Source organism: Bacillus sp. z50 (assembly GCF_058313585.1).
Genome location: NZ_JBZFQL010000001.1, coordinates 322,777 through 339,391, shown reverse-complemented (window position 1 = coordinate 339,391; position 16,615 = coordinate 322,777). Strand labels below are relative to the sequence as shown.

Below are 16,615 nucleotides of genomic sequence, written 5' to 3'. Positions count from 1 at the left end.
ATCTGCGCAAAATAACAAAACCCCTAAATAGAAACCGTTAAATATTCAGACAATTAAATTTTACAGTATTTAGAACAGATTATACAATAATATTTGGAAATATTTATTAAATATCAATCAGTAGAAGGACTGAATTGACCCATACTTAATAAATGAGATAAGCATAGAGAGTGAAACGAGAGTTTATTGTAGAAAAATATATAATGTTACACCTGGTATTTAAGAATAATTTAACGAACAATGCCATTCCAATAGGGTGGAAGGTTAGTTTACCAATGGATGCTCAAAAGAAAATAATAGTTGTTATTGAGTTGGCACTTTGAAAATTACAAAATGGTAGATAAATAAGAATTGATGAAGATTAGATAAAGGAGGATCTCTGGATATGTTTTATCGTCTAGATATGTGAAGGGAAATAATCCAAAATAATCAGATCCCGATCAACTTTAGAGGTCAGGATCTTTTTATAGGTTAGAGTGCTCTAATTAGTACACTGTAATTTTTTCTTTTCTTAAAAAAGCTTATATTATCTTAACTTCTACCCAAGCATCGGTAAGAGGGATTCCCCCCAATGTTGCCTCTTTAAAGAATTGTTCTATTGAATCGAATGACTGATCTGCACCAGTGAGACTTTCCAATATCCATTTATTATCTTTCTGTATAACATGGTAGCTATTGTCTTTATACATAAAGCTGGATACGACATTGTAACCATAATCAGTATTTTCTCTTACCATTTCCATCTTTAAATCTTCTATAGAGTAATTAATTTTTTCTGTAATCATATCAGCATAGCTTCTCACATCAGAATCTGTATCATTTTTAAATAGTTCAATGAATTTCTTTAAGGTATCTTCACTAAATTGGTAAGTATAATCATTCCAAATTTTATTAGCTATAGAGATCCTTAAATCATCATCAGGATGTTCGCTCAATTGTAATAACTTTTCGCCATACCAATCTAAATCTGCTTCCTCATCAATAGTATCAAATTGGATAATTTCAGAAAGTGTTTCAGCATCATCTTGTTCGATTAACGATTCAAAGTCTTCCTTACTATATGTCACAATAGAATAGTCTTCGTCATCTGGTAATTCTATTTCCACTACATATAAGTTTTCTAGAAAATCGTCAAAGTTTCTAGCGAGTGTTATTACTTGTGAAATCTCATCATTATTATCTACGTACACAATTGGCGGATTTGAAGAAGTATGCCGATAATCAAAGGCCAGCCAGTAATGACCATCACCATTAAACAAAACAAGGCCTTTAGGCATTTTCCCATTCTTCTATTAATTCTTCACTATCTAGTATTCCTCCATTTTTGCCAATTCCATCGAGGTATTCTACTTCTATGAATAAATCGTCAAATACTTCATGCTTGGGAGCGGGATGAGCATTGTAGATGATACTCCCGCCGTTTTGATCTTTTAATAATTTTATGTAGGATTCTGGAAGTTTAACACCCAGCTTTTTTTCGGCCATTTCAATAATTGAATCAGTGACCGGTAGTGGTTTGTAACCTACATCTTTATCCCATATGCTGCTTTTCAAAATCTCTTCACCTAATTTCATATAAATTATTGCTCAATATATAATTCTACAAAGTTCCATTTAATCCTTTACATATATTGGTTGATGGATAATCTTTTGTGTGACTTTAAATAAAATTTGTTTTTAAGAAAAAATGAAAGGAGTATAGAGGAAATGTTGACTAGTGGGCACTCAAATAGGGTGCCTTTTATTTGGTTTTACAGCACGAATTATATAGTTTTGCATATTTTCTATGGAGTATCTAGTTGCTTTTATGATAACTAGTAGAAATATAATCAGTAATAGAGAAGCTGATAAAAACATACTTTATATCGGCTTACAGATAATACCTTCCCAATATAGCAAAAGATACTCCACCTAATTCAAAGGGAGGAGTATCTTTTAGCTTGAGCTGGTAATAGTTTAGCAGAGTTCAAGCGCTGCCTTATAGTGATGCCGAACCATGCGGCTAGGAATGCTTTAATGATGCCGACTGGTAAAAAAGGATAAATACCTGTTACTAAAGCTTCCTGCCAGGTAAGTGCTGCAAATAGTTTTAACCAAACGCATCCAACGGTTAAGGTGATACACATACCGATTAGGTTTGCGAAAAAAGCTTGACTGTATGTATAGGATGTTTTTTCTAACCATAGCCCAATCAGAAAGGCTGTCGGAATGAATCCGATTAAGTAACCGCCCGTTGGTCCAAATAAAATACCTAATCCGCTTGTGAATTGAGAGAATACAGGTAAGCCTATAAGACCGAGTGTTAAATAGACTAATACTGTAATCGTACTGTGTCTGGATCCCAAGATGGTTGCCACAATCCCAACGGCTAATGTTTGTCCTGTAATAGGAATGAGAGGCAAAGGAATGGTGATTTGGGCTAACAGACAGATGATGGATGCACACATTGCTGCGAGAACTAGCTTTTTCGTTTTATCATGAGCCATAGACAGTCACCTCAACTGAAAAATAAGTAAACCAATTTAAATAATAGGTTAACATATTTTATGGGAAGTTAACAAGATTTGTTTAATAAATAAATGTAAAATTTAAACTATTATAATTTATTGAAAATTCTACCAAATTAAACTAATATAGTGATATTATTTAAATGAGTATAAAGATCTAGAGATTAAGGGGGATTCATTTGAGTAAGAAGGCTATAATTATACCAATTATTACAGGTTTTATCATGTTGCTGCTTTATTATGTGTACAATGTAAGACTGGAAACAACTCTGCCTGATGATGGGTGGGGAAGATCAAGCAATTTGAAAGCATCATCAAAATATCCAATGGAATATTACAGTTATCAAATAGATGATGAGTTACACATTTTTATGCCGGATGAGACAGATGTTTCTCACAAAGTATTGGATCAAAATTTCAACATGTTAAAAGAAGAATCTATCCAAGCCGAAGTGGCGCCGGCAGAACCAATTTGGGCGTCCGAGGGTCAGCTGATTTATATGGATGATGATAAGTTAACCATCAACCAAGAGGGAACGGATCAGGTAATCGCTCAAGACATTACTTCTTTTTCACCTACCCAAGCTGGAGTTCTCTTTTGGAATCAGAATGAACTAAAAGAATATAATGCAGGTACAGGTCAAACAAAGCTTATACATACATATGATCAACCTATTTACACAGGATTGCAGGCTAAAAATGGTAAGTCCTTTTTAGTAGGACTTCAAATATCTGATTCCGAGGTTCATTTTTATTCATTGTATAATGGAAAATTTAAAAAGTTGCTCGAGCATTCAGCAACTGGCGGGCAATCAATTGAGAATATCATCTATGATGCCGGAGACAAAAAAGCTACAGCTATTATCGAAAAATATTCGATGGCACAGGGACAAAGGGCCTATCAAGCATTGGAGTTGAGCTTTGATTTAGCTACTTCAAAAGTTGAGAAAAATGAGAAGTATACTTTTTATGATGAGAAGACTGGGAGTGAGTTAGATAATCCTCGCTATTTGCAAATTTTCTACCAGGATGATAAACCGGCAATTTTATTTGTTGCTGAGGGCAGTCGAGTTGCAAAGCGTTCTGGATATAATGTTTACTATGCCACGCAGCAAAAAGGAGCCTGGGTAGCTGAGAGGCGAAGTAATACGGAAGACACACCTGCCAGACCTCAATGGCTTGATCAGAATTATATAACTTGGCAAACGTTTGATGGCAAGGAATATGTGTTGAACGTCACAACGGATGATGAACGATATGTCGAATCTTCACAAAAAATAACCAAAGAAGATTATACCTCCGCTCTATATTATTCTATTTCTGGCATATTCAGCGGCTTTTTTATGCTAGTGCTCGGACTGGTATGGGTTGTTCCTCCATTAGTCTTTTACGGAATCCTGTCGTTTATCAAGAGTGATATTTTCGAAAGGAATGAACGCAGTTGGGTAGAGCCGGTGGGAATTCTGCTCTATATCGGTACTATGATCTATATGCTCAATGAGGTCTTATCAGAAAGGTCATTCTTTGCCGCACCATCATATTTAAACTTTGATGGTAGCTTGATTATTTGGCCTTTAATCATCAGTATTGTTACGTATATGATCTATCGCTGGGTGATGAAGGAAGATACAGGTTTATTTACTGGATTATTTTACTACATAGGCTATAATTTATTAGTTATGACCTGTTTATTTGGGCCATACTTATTGTGAATACCGTTAAGAAGAATACCAGGCAATCAGGAAACGATTGTCTGGTTATTTTGTCGTATCGGGAGTATGAATATAACGGTACCTGCAAAATCCCAAAATCGATTTAGTAAAATATTTCACTGCTCGGTTTATATAAATCAATATAATGGATGGGTAAATCCCTAGTAAATGTAATTATTCGTTTAAATATCTTAAAATGAGTAAAAAATTCATCAAATAAGAGAGTTTCCTGTGAATTAAAGTCATACACGGACAAAAATTGTTCCATTATTTCACATGTCTCCGGGTCATTCAATATTCCATGAACTTCAAGCGGCACTTCAAATTTTAAATAAAGATGATCTAACCCAAAATCAGAAAAGACCAAAGCAATTTTATTTCTATACATGATCCCACCTCCAATAAGCAGTATGGTGATTTGTTTAGTCTTTCAAACAGGAATTCTTGAAATATATAAAGAAAGGTTAGGTGAAAGAGTGATAAATAGTATAAATCAGGAGATTGAAGAGGAGAAACAACGGCTCGAATTTATAAAAAAATATATGCAGGTTGTCATTGATACAGCTGAAACAAACAAAGAACAATTTATGGAAAAGATGAAGGACATCTTTAAAGATGAAGACTGGGTAGAGAGTGCGGGGTATTCGCAGCTTTTAACGAGTGCCAGCTTCTATCAGCTCTCAATGTCCGAACTGGAAAGCTTGATTAAGGCAATACCTAAACCATATTTTGCACGGGTGGATTTTACTTCTCGTGAGGCTGGCGGAATGGAAAAGCTTTATTTTGGAAAGACATCCTTATTTCAGCGTGACAATCAGGAGCAATTGATTATCGATTGGCGTTCACCTATTGCTAATTTATACTATGAAGGCCGGTTGGGAGAAGTGAGTTATACGTCAGAAGGTGAAACTTATGACGGTACCATTAGTCTAAAAAGGCAATTCATCATTGAAGATGGAGAGCTGCTCGACATACGGGATATCGATGTTACGACGGTGGATGAATTATTGCAGGAGTCTCTTGCCGGCAGTTCTGCCAATCGATTAACAGAGATTGTTGCAACGATTCAGGAGGAGCAGAATCAAATCATACGAGCGGATTTAAATAAACCTATTATTGTGCAGGGAGCAGCAGGAAGTGGGAAGACAACGATTGCTTTGCACCGTATTTCATATTTTTTGTATCACTATAAAGATGTATTCCAGCCTGAACAATTATTAATATTAGCACCAAGCTTTTTATTCCTTGATTATATTTCAGAGGCACTCCCAGAACTCGGTGTTGAGAAAGTAAGACAAATGACCTTTCAGGGATATGTGGAAGAGGTGCTGGGGAAGAAAATTAAATTGACAGAGGATACTAAGCTTCGTGACATCCTTAAGGATCAACAATTCGTTCACATCTCAAGCATCAAAGGTTCCTCTCTATTTCAAAGGGTGCTTGACCATTATGTAGAAGAAATAAAAACCGGTTTGATGGTGCATGAAGACTTTCGGGTTGATAAGTTTAAATTGTATACAGCAAAACAGTTTAATCATCTTTTATACAATGAGTATACATATTTGCCGCTTTATAAACGAATCGAGAAACTAAAAAAAGTCCTTCAAAATCAAGTACGTTTGAATAAAGATAAAATGCTGAAAAAAGTAGTTCAGCATTATGAGGTCAGAATTGACAGGGCCTTAAACTGGAAGGGTGATGAGAAAAAGCGGAAGCAATACATTTCGCTGGCTTTGGATAAAAAAGAGGCGAGGATCAATGATCTGAAAATGGAAATCAAAAAAGCCGTCCAGGATTATATGAGCTATTTTGATAAGAGAGATATATGGACACTTTATAAAGAATTATACAGCGACCCGGACAGGCTGGTTCAATACTCAGATCATAAACTCAGTAAAAAAGAGGCGTTAGAGCTTTGCGAAAGCAGTCAGAATATCTTTTCTAAGAAAAAATATGAGCTTGAGGACTTGGGCCCTATTCTGTATTTATATGCAAAAATTTATGGAGTTAAGCCGGAGAAAAAGGCAAAGAATGTAGTGATTGATGAGGCGCAGGATTATAGCTTTTTGCAGCTTCAAGGGCTTAAAACAGCTTTGGAAACAGATATGTTTACCCTTGTCGGTGATTTGGCGCAGGGCATCCATTCTTACCGGGGAATAACCGACTGGCAGGAAGTAAGAAAATCCATTTTTCCAAGAGCCATTTATCGAGAGCTGAAAAAGAGTTACCGAACAACCGTCGAGATTATGAATGAAGCCAATCAATTATTAAAACGGCTATCCACTTCATTTCCGGAGGTTGAACCAATCATTCGACATGGCAAACCACCTGTATTTTTAGAGATCACATCTGATGAGGAATGGGCTGAACAGATGTCTAATCAAGTAAGGAAGTTAAAGGAAGAAAAATTCAATACTTTCGCGATTATTACAAAGACTGAGGAAGATGCAGCGATTGTAAATTCCATTCTTAAACAGCATACTGAGCTAGACCTCTATTTACTTGAAGAAACGACATCTATTCCAAAGGATAAAATAGTAATTGTACCGTCGTACTTAGCGAAGGGATTGGAGTTTGATGCTGTATTTGCTGTCGCATATAATGAAGTATACTCGGATAACCATGAGATCGATATTAAACTATTGTATGTTGTAATGACCAGAGCTCTTCACCGACTGATACTAATGGGGAAACAGAAGAGGGCATTTATTCTCTAACATTTGTTGGAGAAAATGTCCCTTTTTCTATTTGTTTTGGAAAACACGTTTACCGTATATAGGTAAGCGGTTGTAAGTAGTGTAAAATAGATAAGTAGATTGGATTAGGGAGGTAAGGCAGGGAGAATGAGAAATACAGTTTTAGAAGTCAAATCAATCAGCAAACAAATAGCTGGTTCTGATATCCTTAAAAATATCAGCTTTGAAATAGAAGAAGGCGAAATTTTCGGCTTAATTGGACCCAATGGTGCTGGAAAAACGACCTTAATTCGAGTGATTTGCGGACTTATGAAGAAAAATGCCGGCCAGATTAGAATCATGAATCACGAGGTAGGAACGTCTTTTGTTGACGCCATCAAACATGTAGGAGCTATTATTGAAAATCCAGCCTTTTACGATTATTTAACTGGGTGGCAAAATTTAGAATTATACGCTAATTTATATTCGAATATATCATCTGATAGAATAGAAGAAGTTGTTGAATTAGTCAACCTGACAGAAAGAATCGATGACAAGGTACATACATATTCGTTAGGAATGAAACAGAGATTAGGAGTCGCCCAGGCCATTTTGCACAAACCGAAGATTTTGATGTTGGACGAGCCAACAAACGGGTTGGATCCAGAAGGAATGCGTGACTTACGCAATCATCTTCTCTATTTGGCCAAAGAAGAGAATATATCGATTCTCATTTCCACTCATCTATTATCTGAGGTTGAAATGCTTTGTGATCGAATTGGCATCATAAAAGCGGGTGAATTATTGGAGATCACAAATGTAAAAATGGATCATCATGTGCTTATTATTGAGGTGGATGATATCCAACATGCTCTGGCTGTATTAGATGCAAATTATGAGGTTATTTCATATAAGGGAAATCTTATTCGCTTATCAGTTGAGAAAAAGGATATCCCGATGCTTAATGAAATGCTGGTTCTGAATAAAGTGAGCGTGTATCAGCTTGCTTATGACCAAAATCAGTTGGAAGACACCTTTTTACAGACGATTTCAGCGAGGGAGGTTGGAATTTCGTGAGGTCATTACTTTATAACGAACACTATAAAATGACAAATAACAAAATGGTCAGATACTCCTTTCTGGTGATGCCTTTGTTGATTTGTTTATTACCATTCTTTTTTACAAAACTGATTAAAGGAACAGACGGAAATGTGATTGACTTTATGTCTGTGCTATCCAACTTCCTAATCATCACGATATTTCTAGCGATTGGTTTGGCGGGGAGTATACTGGCTAATGAATTTCAAACAGGAACAATTAAACTGTTATTGATCCGTCCGAGAACAAGGTCAATGGTCTTATTTGCCAAATGGCTTACGATTCAATTGTATGGTATATATTTATTAACCACTACATTTATCTTTTCCTGGCTTATTGGAGGAATCATTTACGGCTTTGGAGCGGGCTATGGGCTTATGTTTCAAAAGTTATTGTTAACGTATGGAATTACGTTTTTGGAATTGATGCTGATTTCAACCTTTACATATGCAGTATCTGTCGTATTTAAAAATAGTGCCTTTGCAATTGGGTTTGGAATAGCTGCGTTACTTGGCGGGAAGTTTGTAACGGAAATTGCAGAGTTGCTGGAGCTGTCCCTTGGCAAGATTTTGCTCTTTGCCAATACACAGTGGGACCAATACTTATTCGGTAATACACCTATCCTGTCTGGAATGTCACCAGGCTTTTCGATCATCATCCTTATCATGCATTTCATTTTCTTTTATGGTGTTGCTTGGTTTTTCTTTGCAAAAAGGGATATAACAGTATAAAGTAAAGGCCTGAAAGGGTGAGAATGATGATTATTAGTGCCAGCAGGAGAACAGATATACCTGCGTTTTACTCTGAGTGGTTTATGAATCGAATCAGAGAAGGCTATTATATGAAGGTGAATCCTTTTAATCGTCATCAAACAAAGAAGGTTTCACTTTTGCCGGTAGATGTGGATGCAATTTGTTTTTGGACAAAGAATCCAAAACCGATGAATCCCTATATTCCTGAATTGGTGGAGATGGGCTACCGTTTAATGTTTCAATATACTCTAAATGACTATCCAAAAGAGATTGAGCCAGGGATGCCAAGTTTATCTAACAGAATGAAAGAGTTCCAGTATATATCTGATTTAATCGGGCAGGAGAAAGTAATCTGGCGATACGATCCCATTGTGTTAAGCAATAAAACGAATGTGGAGTATCATATCGAGCGATTTACTCATATAGCAAAACAATTATCCGGGTTTACTACGCGTGTAGTGATTAGTTTTCAAGATTTTTATACGAAGACAAAAGGTAGACTTGCTAATCTGGAAAAGGTGGAGGGCTATCAATTCGATGACTGGCTTGACCCTAACAATCGGTCAGCTTTAAATGCATTGACCCGTACCATTGGTTCAGTTTGCAAGCAATATGGAATGGTACCAGAGACTTGTTCGGAGATTATTGACTTGGATACACACGGAATCAAACATGGCGCGTGTATTGATAAAAACTTTATTGAAGAAGTATTTAACCTGCAATTATCCGGTAAAAAGGATAAATACCAACGGGCTGAATGTGGGTGCATGGAGGCAGAAGAGATGGGTTCATATGATACATGCCCATTTGGCTGCGTATATTGCTATGCGGTAAGAAGTCCGAAGCTGGTGCAGACAAATAGACAAAAACATGATCCAACTAGTCCTTATTTACTGATAAACGGGTAAAATAATGATATACTTAAGGATCGTATAAAGGAAGCGGTGAAGAGTTAATGAGTTATTTACAACCAGGTATTAAAGCAACATTAACAGTGGAAAGAGAGGTTTCATTCGGATACTTTCTTTCTAATGGTGAAGAAGATGTTTTGCTTCACACACATGAAATCGTTGGTGATCTTGAAATAGGGCAAGAAATAGAGGTTTTCTTATTTAACGATAAAGAAGGCCGATTGACAGCCTCCATGAAATTGCCAACCATTACTGAAGGTGAATATGATTGGGTTCCGGTCGTGGATGTTCATCCAAGCCACGGGGTTTTCCTTGATATCGGACTTCAAAAGGATTTATTGATCTCCAGTGACGATTTACCAAAATTAAAAAGCCTATGGCCAGAAGTAGGAGACCAGCTTTATGTTACATTAAAAGTCGACAATAGAGGCAGAATGTTTGGTCGTCTTGCTACTGAAACCGTTGTACAGGAATTAAGCGAGCATGCTCCTGAATCAATAAAAAATAAAGATTTTGAGGGAAGAGCTTACCGTTTATTAAAAGTAGGCACCTTTATTTTAACAACAGAAGGGTACCGCTGTTTCATTCATGAGAGTGAACGTGCGAATGAACCAAGGCTGGGTGAATTGGTCAAGGGCAGAATTATTGAAGTTAAGCCTGATGGCAGTACAAACGGCTCGTTGCTGCCACGTACGCATGAACGCCTTGATGAAGATGCGGAAGCAATCTTTACTTATCTTGAAAGCCGCGGGGGCAGCATGCCTTATTGGGATAAATCGGATCCGGAGTCTATCCAAAAACGTTTTGGTATGAGTAAAGCAGCTTTTAAACGTGCACTCGGCCGACTAATGAAGGATCGCAGAATTACACAAGAGGATGGCTGGACGAAGATAACGAAACAATAAGGGGAATGGATATGAATATACTTTGGGACTTTGACGGCACTTTATTTGATACCTATCCCGGTTATGCGAGAATGGTCAAAAGTGCAGTGGAGACACCTCTTTCGGAGGAAGAAATCTTTTCCTTGCTAAAGGTGTCGTTTGGCCATGCGTTCAACGAACTTAAGCTAACCGAAGAACAAATTAAACATATTCATATACTTGAAAGGCAGTTAAAGCCCTTGGATTTCAAACCGTTTCCGGGAGTGAAGAATGTGCTGGAGGCAGCGGATTTAAATGTAATCATGACGCATAAATACCGTGAAGGTGCCGAGAGTATTTTAAAAGCAAACGGAATGGATCAATATTTCACAGAAATAGTAGCCATTGATGACGGATATCCAAAAAAACCTCATCCGGCAAGCTATCAGTACCTGCACGATAAGTACCGTATTGATCTCGCGGTTGGGGATAGGGAGTTAGATATTTTACCTGCCAAAAGTATTGGAATCAAAACCTGCTTATTTCAGAATGATACGCCAGGTGCGGATTATTATGTTAATAGCTATGAAACGTTTTTTGAGATTGTTAAAAGATAAGTTAAGTTCAACAGGTGGAGAGAGAACAAATTGTTCTTTCCCACCTGTTTTGCTTTTTATGGATAGATTATAACGAATCCCTTGCTGGAAATAGATTTTTAACATATATACTTTACTAATAAGATTGCTGGATTAGGAGAAAAGAATAGATATGAGGTTAAATAGCCATTAATAGAGCCGTTATTCAGAATAATAGAGCCAATTTTAGTGATAATAGAGCCGATTCTGACTAGAATTCAGCCGAATTCAGCAATAATTGAGCGAATCAGTAAGGAAATAGAGCGGATTAGTTTTCCATTGGATATTTTCTCAATCTTTAGGATGTATAGCGATAAATGAACATCCCATGAGTACAATTATGTAATTCAGTATCTGTAAGGGTTATTTCACATATTTAAGATTTACATTAAATTTTGAATCCTCAAAGCGAAATATCTTTACATACCAAATAATTTATCCTTATAATTTAATTTACTAATCAAAAGATAATTTAAAGAAATTTGATTACTGAAGGAGTTAGAAAGTTGAAAATAAAAGACTTTACTTTAACAGCCATTTTTTTATCTATTATTCTATTATTTGCGTTTACACCATTTGGTTTTATTCATTTAGGTGTAATTAAAGCAACCTTAATTCATATTCCAATTATTATTGCCTCTATTATTTTAGGCCCAAAGATAGGTGCGTTATTGGGATTAGTATTTGGATTTACTAGTATTGCTGTAAATACGATTACTCCGACATTATTATCATTTGCTTTTTCACCAGCAATTCCCGTATTAGGAACAGATCAAGGAAGTTTTTGGGCGTTATTTATTGCCATTGTTCCAAGAGTAATGATTGGATTTATACCTTACTATATTTTTAAAGCATTTCGTAATGCTATAACAAAGAAAAATTCGCTTCAAAAACCTGCTTTATTTATTACAGCTTTAGTGTCCACTTTTATGCATACATTCTTGGTTATGGGTTCTATTACCTTTCTATTTCAGGATGCCTATGCAGAGGCTATTAACGCTGGCAGTACAAGTGCCATTTATAAAGCTGTTTTAACTGTGTTTTTTACAAATGGACTTGCCGAAGCACTCCTTGCCGGGATGGTAACGATGGCGGTAGTTCCGCCTTTATTAAAGATTTCGAGAAGATAAACTCATGTCACTATTTCTGAATATCAATTAAGAAATGTCAAACTCACATATTAATTTGAACGCCATTTTGAATATCAATATTCAAAATGGCGTTTTTTATAGTTGCTGTTTGGATTGAACTTATTATCAAGTGTTATAGAAGTTACTAAGTATAGAGTAATTTCAAGGAAAATAAGCAGTACGTGTCGTCTATAATCAATTTTTCCAACTACGCGGCTTTATACTATTTTCGTGGGATTAAATTGTGAAAAGTAATGATATTTTGTATATAATTGTTAAATAAAGCGATCCGATTTGATTGTCGAATGCTATGCATGGTTTATTGTCTTTTTCATTCAGTTAAAGGGACGTTTTATTCGAAAAAAAAGTAAAAAAGGAAATCGTAGGTGATAGTGTTGTTCTTAAAGAGAATTCAACTTGAGCATGAAAACATACCTTCTTATAATGAGTATCCTTTCTCTATTCCTTCAATAAAGAATCTTCACCAATTGAATTTGAAAATCAATGTTACATTTTTTGTTGGGGAAAACGGTTCAGGAAAATCTACACTTCTAGAAGCAATTGCTGATAAATGTCAGTTTAATACAGCAGGTGGAGGGCGGAATAATACTTATAATGTTCATGCTTCAGAATCCGCACTTGGCGAATATATAAGGCTTTCGTGGCTTCCTAAAGTCACAGACGGTTTTTTTCTTAGAGCAGAGTCATTTTATAATTTTGCTTCTCATATTGATGAAGTAAAAGCTTATAATGCCTATGGCGGACGTTCTTTGCATCAACAATCTCATGGCGAGTCTTTTTTGTCCCTCTTTTTAAACCGATTTAAAGGGAGAGCCATCTATTTATTAGATGAACCAGAAGCTGCCTTATCACCCCAGCGACAACTTTCATTTTTGAAAATCTTACATGATTTAGTCACTGCAGGGGACAGTCAATTTATAATCGCTACACATTCTCCAATTCTTTTAGGATATCCCAACGCCACAATTCTAAGTTTTGATAACGATACAATTAAAGAGATAGATTATGAAATGACAGATCACTATCAAATAACGAATTACTTTTTACAAAATAGACACAAGTTTTTGCGAGAGATATTAGAAGATTAATCATCCAGAAGACACCGTATGTAGTCGTTTGATTAAGATTAAGGCTTTAATTATGGAGTATGAAATACAGAAGGATTTAAGCTGTTTTGTAATTTTTATATTTAACAAGGCACTAATCCAAATTATAAGAAAAAGACTATCAGTTAAAATTCACTGATAGTCTTTTGCATTCATTACTTTTTAACTGTCTCTAAATACTCATCATACGTCATTTGTTTGTCGATGATGCCATCTGGAGTAATTTCGATAATACGGTTTGCAATCGTTTGGATAAACTGGTGGTCATGAGATGTGAAGATCATGGCACCTTTGAAATTAATCATACCGTTATTGACTGCTGTGATGGATTCCAAGTCTAGATGGTTCGTCGGTTCATCCAAAAGAAGAACATTTGCTCCGCTGAGCATCATTTTGGATAGCATACAACGAACTTTTTCGCCACCGGAAAGAACAGACGGTTTCTTCATTACTTCTTCACCAGAGAAGAGCATTCTTCCGAGGAAACCGCGAAGGAATGATTCGCTTTCATCCTGTGGAGAGAATTGACGAAGCCAATCCACTAGAGTTTGCTCGTTTCCTTCAAAGAACTCAGAGTTGTCTTTAGGGAAGTAGGATTGTGAAGTTGTAACTCCCCATTTGAATGTTCCTTCATCAGCTTCCATTTCACCCATTAGGATTTTAAATAGAGCTGTTTTGGCATTATCATTTTGACCAACTAAAGCGATTTTGTCGTCTTTATTCATAATAAAGCTAACATTGTTCAGTACCTTTTCTCCATCAATCGTTTTGGATAGACCTTCTACACGCAGAAGATCATTACCAATTTCGCGCTCTGGAGTGAAGTGTACATATGGATAACGGCGGGATGAAGGTCTAATATCATCGAGCGTAATCTTTTCCAATAATTTTTTACGGGAAGTGGCCTGTTTAGATTTAGAAGCATTAGCACTGAAACGGGCAACGAATGCTTGTAATTCCTTAATCTTTTCTTCCTTTTTCTTATTGGACTCAGCTGTTAATTTTTGTGCCAATTGGCTGGACTCATACCAGAAATCATAGTTTCCGACATACAATTGGATTTTTCCGAAATCAAGGTCTGCAATATGTGTACATACTTTATTCAAGAAATGACGGTCATGGGATACAACAATTACCGTATTCTCAAAGTTGATTAAAAATTCTTCAAGCCATTGAATAGCTTTGATATCAAGGTGGTTGGTAGGCTCATCGAGTAATAATACGTCCGGTTTGCCAAATAAAGCTTGTGCAAGCAATACTTTTACTTTTTCTCCACCATCTAGCTCAGCCATCTTTTTGTTGTGTAATTCTTCTGGTATCCCTAACCCTTTAAGTAGGATTGCTGCATCAGGTTCTGCTTCCCAACCATTCAGTTCAGCAAATTCACCTTCAAGTTCTGCTGCTCTCATACCATCTTCGTCGGAGAAGTTTTCCTTCATATAAATAGCATCTTTTTCTTTCATAACTTCATAAAGTCGGGCATGTCCCATAATAACTACTTGAATCACTTCAATATCTTCATATTCGAAGTGGTTTTGCTTTAAGACTGTAAGGCGCTCTCCAGGGCCAAGGCTGACAGTTCCAGATTGAGGCTCTAGCTCACCTGATAAGATTTTAAGAAAAGTAGATTTTCCGGCACCGTTGGCGCCAATTAATCCATAGCAGTTTCCAGGTGTAAATTTAATATTTACATCTTCGAACAATTTTCGGTCTCCAAAGCGAAGACCTACGTTATTTACAGTAATCATGTATTTCATTTCCTCCGTTTGCTGGTATCTAGCAAATTATATCACCACATGTACACATTTTGAAAGAGAAGTACTAACATTCTCGTGTTTTAGTCAGAAAACAGTACTTTGACGGTGGTAATTTATGTAAAACAACTACTTCTTTAGCTATAAAGACAAAAAATCCAGTACTTACAGAATCAATAGATAAAGCGCTTACTTAGTTACTTTTCTGTAAATTTGTTACATTATTGTAATGTTAGCGACATATATGTAATAGGTTTAACATCTATTTGTTCTTAACAACTAATTTAGTTAGCTGGTAGGATAATGTCTGAAATTCATTCGGTCAAAATAAAGGAGGTTAAGCCCGATGAATCAATTGATTATTGCAGTATTAATCTCAACATCACTTGCGGGAGTCATACAAGGTGGCTTCGTTTCCTCATCCAATAATAATAAAACTCAACATATAGATCAGCAGCCAACAGCTGAAGTAAGTCAAGTAGTGAAAGATGATTTGACTGATTTTATGTTTATAGATATGCCTGAAAAAAAGACAAGCTCTACAATCATTCAGAATGATAAAGAGTTTGAGCATACTTCATATGAATCTATTAATTCAAGCATTAAAGATACAGAGATGAACATACAATCATCTGCTAACGCTGCTGCCGATGCAACAGATCGAGTCGAAACGAAAGACGTGCAATCGACTGAACGTAGAACAGACTTATCTAAGATAGAAAAGGCTGTAAAGACGGAAAAGACTCAGGAAAATAAGGTTATTAAAACACCTGCAGTTGAAGATAAAGATGAGGTAAAAGAAACATCTGTAAAATCACCAATTGAAGAAGAGGTAAATAAAAATACAGAAACTGCCGTAACTTCTGAAGTTGAAGAAGTAGATGAAGAAATAAATACATCTGCTGAAAACTCTGAGCAGGATGAGAAAATCATTACTGTTAAGGCAACAGCTTATACCGCGGATTGTGAAGGTGGAACTGGTGTCACATACACTGGTATAGATCTTAAAGCTAATCCTAATCAAAAAGTAATTGCTGTTGACCCATCTGTAATTCCACTGGGCACAAAAGTTTATGTGGAAGGGTACGGACATGCAATTGCCGGAGATATTGGAGGAGCAATTAAAGGTAATAAAATTGATGTTTTTATTCCATCACAAAGTGAAGCGGAAGACTGGGGTATTAAAACAGTTGATGTGAAAATTTTGGAAGACTGATAGGTTTTTTGATTGGTCATGAAAAGCAATCCAAGCACGCTGGATTGCTTTTTCCTTTCTATTCTAGTAAAAGAGGGGTAGTATCAATACCATATGTTTTAGTCAATTACATAAGTGTATAGAAGGAATTTAAAATTTAGGAATAGAGCGACAGTTTATTTTTTTCGTGATTTGTAGTAAAATTTAATTCTTTGACGGGGAATTATTATATTTTTAGTTTTTGAATCAATATGGA

At 36.0% G+C, this 16,615-nt stretch carries 15 protein-coding genes; 10 read left to right on the top strand and 5 right to left on the bottom strand.

What is annotated here, in order from left to right; translation table 11 throughout:
* Positions 1-521: 521 nt before the first annotated feature.
* From AC4G3N_RS01500 to AC4G3N_RS01490, 3 genes are all read right to left on the bottom strand, one after another.
* Positions 522-1,277: an SMI1/KNR4 family protein gene (locus AC4G3N_RS01500; protein ID WP_491089593.1), complete on the bottom strand. Its 756-nt coding sequence runs from the start codon at positions 1,275-1,277 to the stop codon at positions 522-524.
* Positions 1,270-1,554: an SMI1/KNR4 family protein gene (locus AC4G3N_RS01495; protein ID WP_491089592.1), complete on the bottom strand. Its 285-nt coding sequence runs from the start codon at positions 1,552-1,554 to the stop codon at positions 1,270-1,272. The genes AC4G3N_RS01500 and AC4G3N_RS01495 overlap by 8 nt, the downstream gene beginning before the upstream one ends.
* A gap of 362 nt (positions 1,555-1,916) precedes the next feature.
* Positions 1,917-2,486: a biotin transporter BioY gene (locus AC4G3N_RS01490; RefSeq protein ID WP_139891851.1), complete on the bottom strand. Its 570-nt coding sequence runs from the start codon at positions 2,484-2,486 to the stop codon at positions 1,917-1,919.
* A gap of 200 nt (positions 2,487-2,686) precedes the next feature.
* Between AC4G3N_RS01490 and AC4G3N_RS01485 the strand changes: the two genes are divergently transcribed.
* Positions 2,687-4,219 carry a hypothetical protein gene (locus AC4G3N_RS01485; RefSeq protein ID WP_491089591.1) on the top strand — a complete coding sequence of 511 codons (1,533 nt, stop codon included), beginning with the start codon at positions 2,687-2,689 and terminating at the stop codon, positions 4,217-4,219.
* Between the two features lie 103 nt (positions 4,220-4,322).
* On the opposite strand, the gene AC4G3N_RS01480 is transcribed toward AC4G3N_RS01485, so the two are convergent.
* The gene (locus AC4G3N_RS01480) at positions 4,323-4,607 is read right to left on the bottom strand and encodes a hypothetical protein (RefSeq protein WP_491089590.1); all 285 of its coding nucleotides are present in this window, start codon (positions 4,605-4,607) and stop codon (positions 4,323-4,325) included.
* Between the two features lie 88 nt (positions 4,608-4,695).
* Here AC4G3N_RS01480 and helD point away from each other — a divergent pair, with 88 nt between their 5' ends.
* The 8 genes from helD (at position 4,696) to AC4G3N_RS01440 (ending at position 13,392) form a co-directional block, all read left to right on the top strand.
* Positions 4,696-6,936, top strand: a complete 2,241-nt coding sequence (gene helD, locus AC4G3N_RS01475; protein WP_491089589.1) for an RNA polymerase recycling motor HelD — start codon at positions 4,696-4,698, stop codon at positions 6,934-6,936.
* Positions 6,937-7,062: 126 nt separating this feature from the next.
* The gene (locus AC4G3N_RS01470; RefSeq protein ID WP_491089588.1) at positions 7,063-7,971 is read left to right on the top strand and encodes an ABC transporter ATP-binding protein; all 909 of its coding nucleotides are present in this window, start codon (positions 7,063-7,065) and stop codon (positions 7,969-7,971) included.
* On the top strand, positions 7,968-8,723 hold the full coding sequence (locus AC4G3N_RS01465; protein ID WP_066103446.1) for an ABC transporter permease: 756 nt from the start codon (positions 7,968-7,970) through the stop codon (positions 8,721-8,723). The genes AC4G3N_RS01470 and AC4G3N_RS01465 overlap by 4 nt, the downstream gene beginning before the upstream one ends.
* A gap of 23 nt (positions 8,724-8,746) precedes the next feature.
* Positions 8,747-9,652 (top strand): DUF1848 domain-containing protein, encoded by a 906-nt coding sequence (locus tag AC4G3N_RS01460; protein WP_139891855.1) that lies wholly within the window; start codon positions 8,747-8,749, stop codon positions 9,650-9,652.
* A 47-nt stretch (positions 9,653-9,699) separates the two neighbouring features.
* On the top strand, positions 9,700-10,560 hold the full coding sequence (locus tag AC4G3N_RS01455; protein ID WP_139891856.1) for a CvfB family protein: 861 nt from the start codon (positions 9,700-9,702) through the stop codon (positions 10,558-10,560).
* Between the two features lie 11 nt (positions 10,561-10,571).
* Entirely contained in the window at positions 10,572-11,135 is a 564-nt protein-coding gene (locus AC4G3N_RS01450) for an HAD-IA family hydrolase (RefSeq protein WP_066103452.1), read from the top strand.
* A 524-nt stretch (positions 11,136-11,659) separates the two neighbouring features.
* On the top strand, positions 11,660-12,283 hold the full coding sequence (locus AC4G3N_RS01445; protein WP_066103455.1) for an ECF transporter S component: 624 nt from the start codon (positions 11,660-11,662) through the stop codon (positions 12,281-12,283).
* A gap of 395 nt (positions 12,284-12,678) precedes the next feature.
* Complete coding sequence (locus AC4G3N_RS01440; RefSeq protein WP_066103458.1) at positions 12,679-13,392, top strand: AAA family ATPase; 714 nt, start codon at positions 12,679-12,681, stop codon at positions 13,390-13,392.
* 173 nt (positions 13,393-13,565) lie between these two features.
* Here AC4G3N_RS01440 and AC4G3N_RS01435 read toward each other — a convergent pair whose 3' ends face one another.
* A complete protein-coding gene (locus AC4G3N_RS01435; RefSeq protein WP_066103460.1) occupies positions 13,566-15,158 on the bottom strand; it encodes an ABC-F family ATP-binding cassette domain-containing protein in 1,593 nt (530 codons plus the stop codon).
* Between the two features lie 352 nt (positions 15,159-15,510).
* Here AC4G3N_RS01435 and AC4G3N_RS01430 point away from each other — a divergent pair, with 352 nt between their 5' ends.
* On the top strand, positions 15,511-16,380 hold the full coding sequence (locus AC4G3N_RS01430) for a 3D domain-containing protein (RefSeq protein ID WP_066103463.1): 870 nt from the start codon (positions 15,511-15,513) through the stop codon (positions 16,378-16,380).
* Positions 16,381-16,615: the final 235 nt, after the last annotated feature.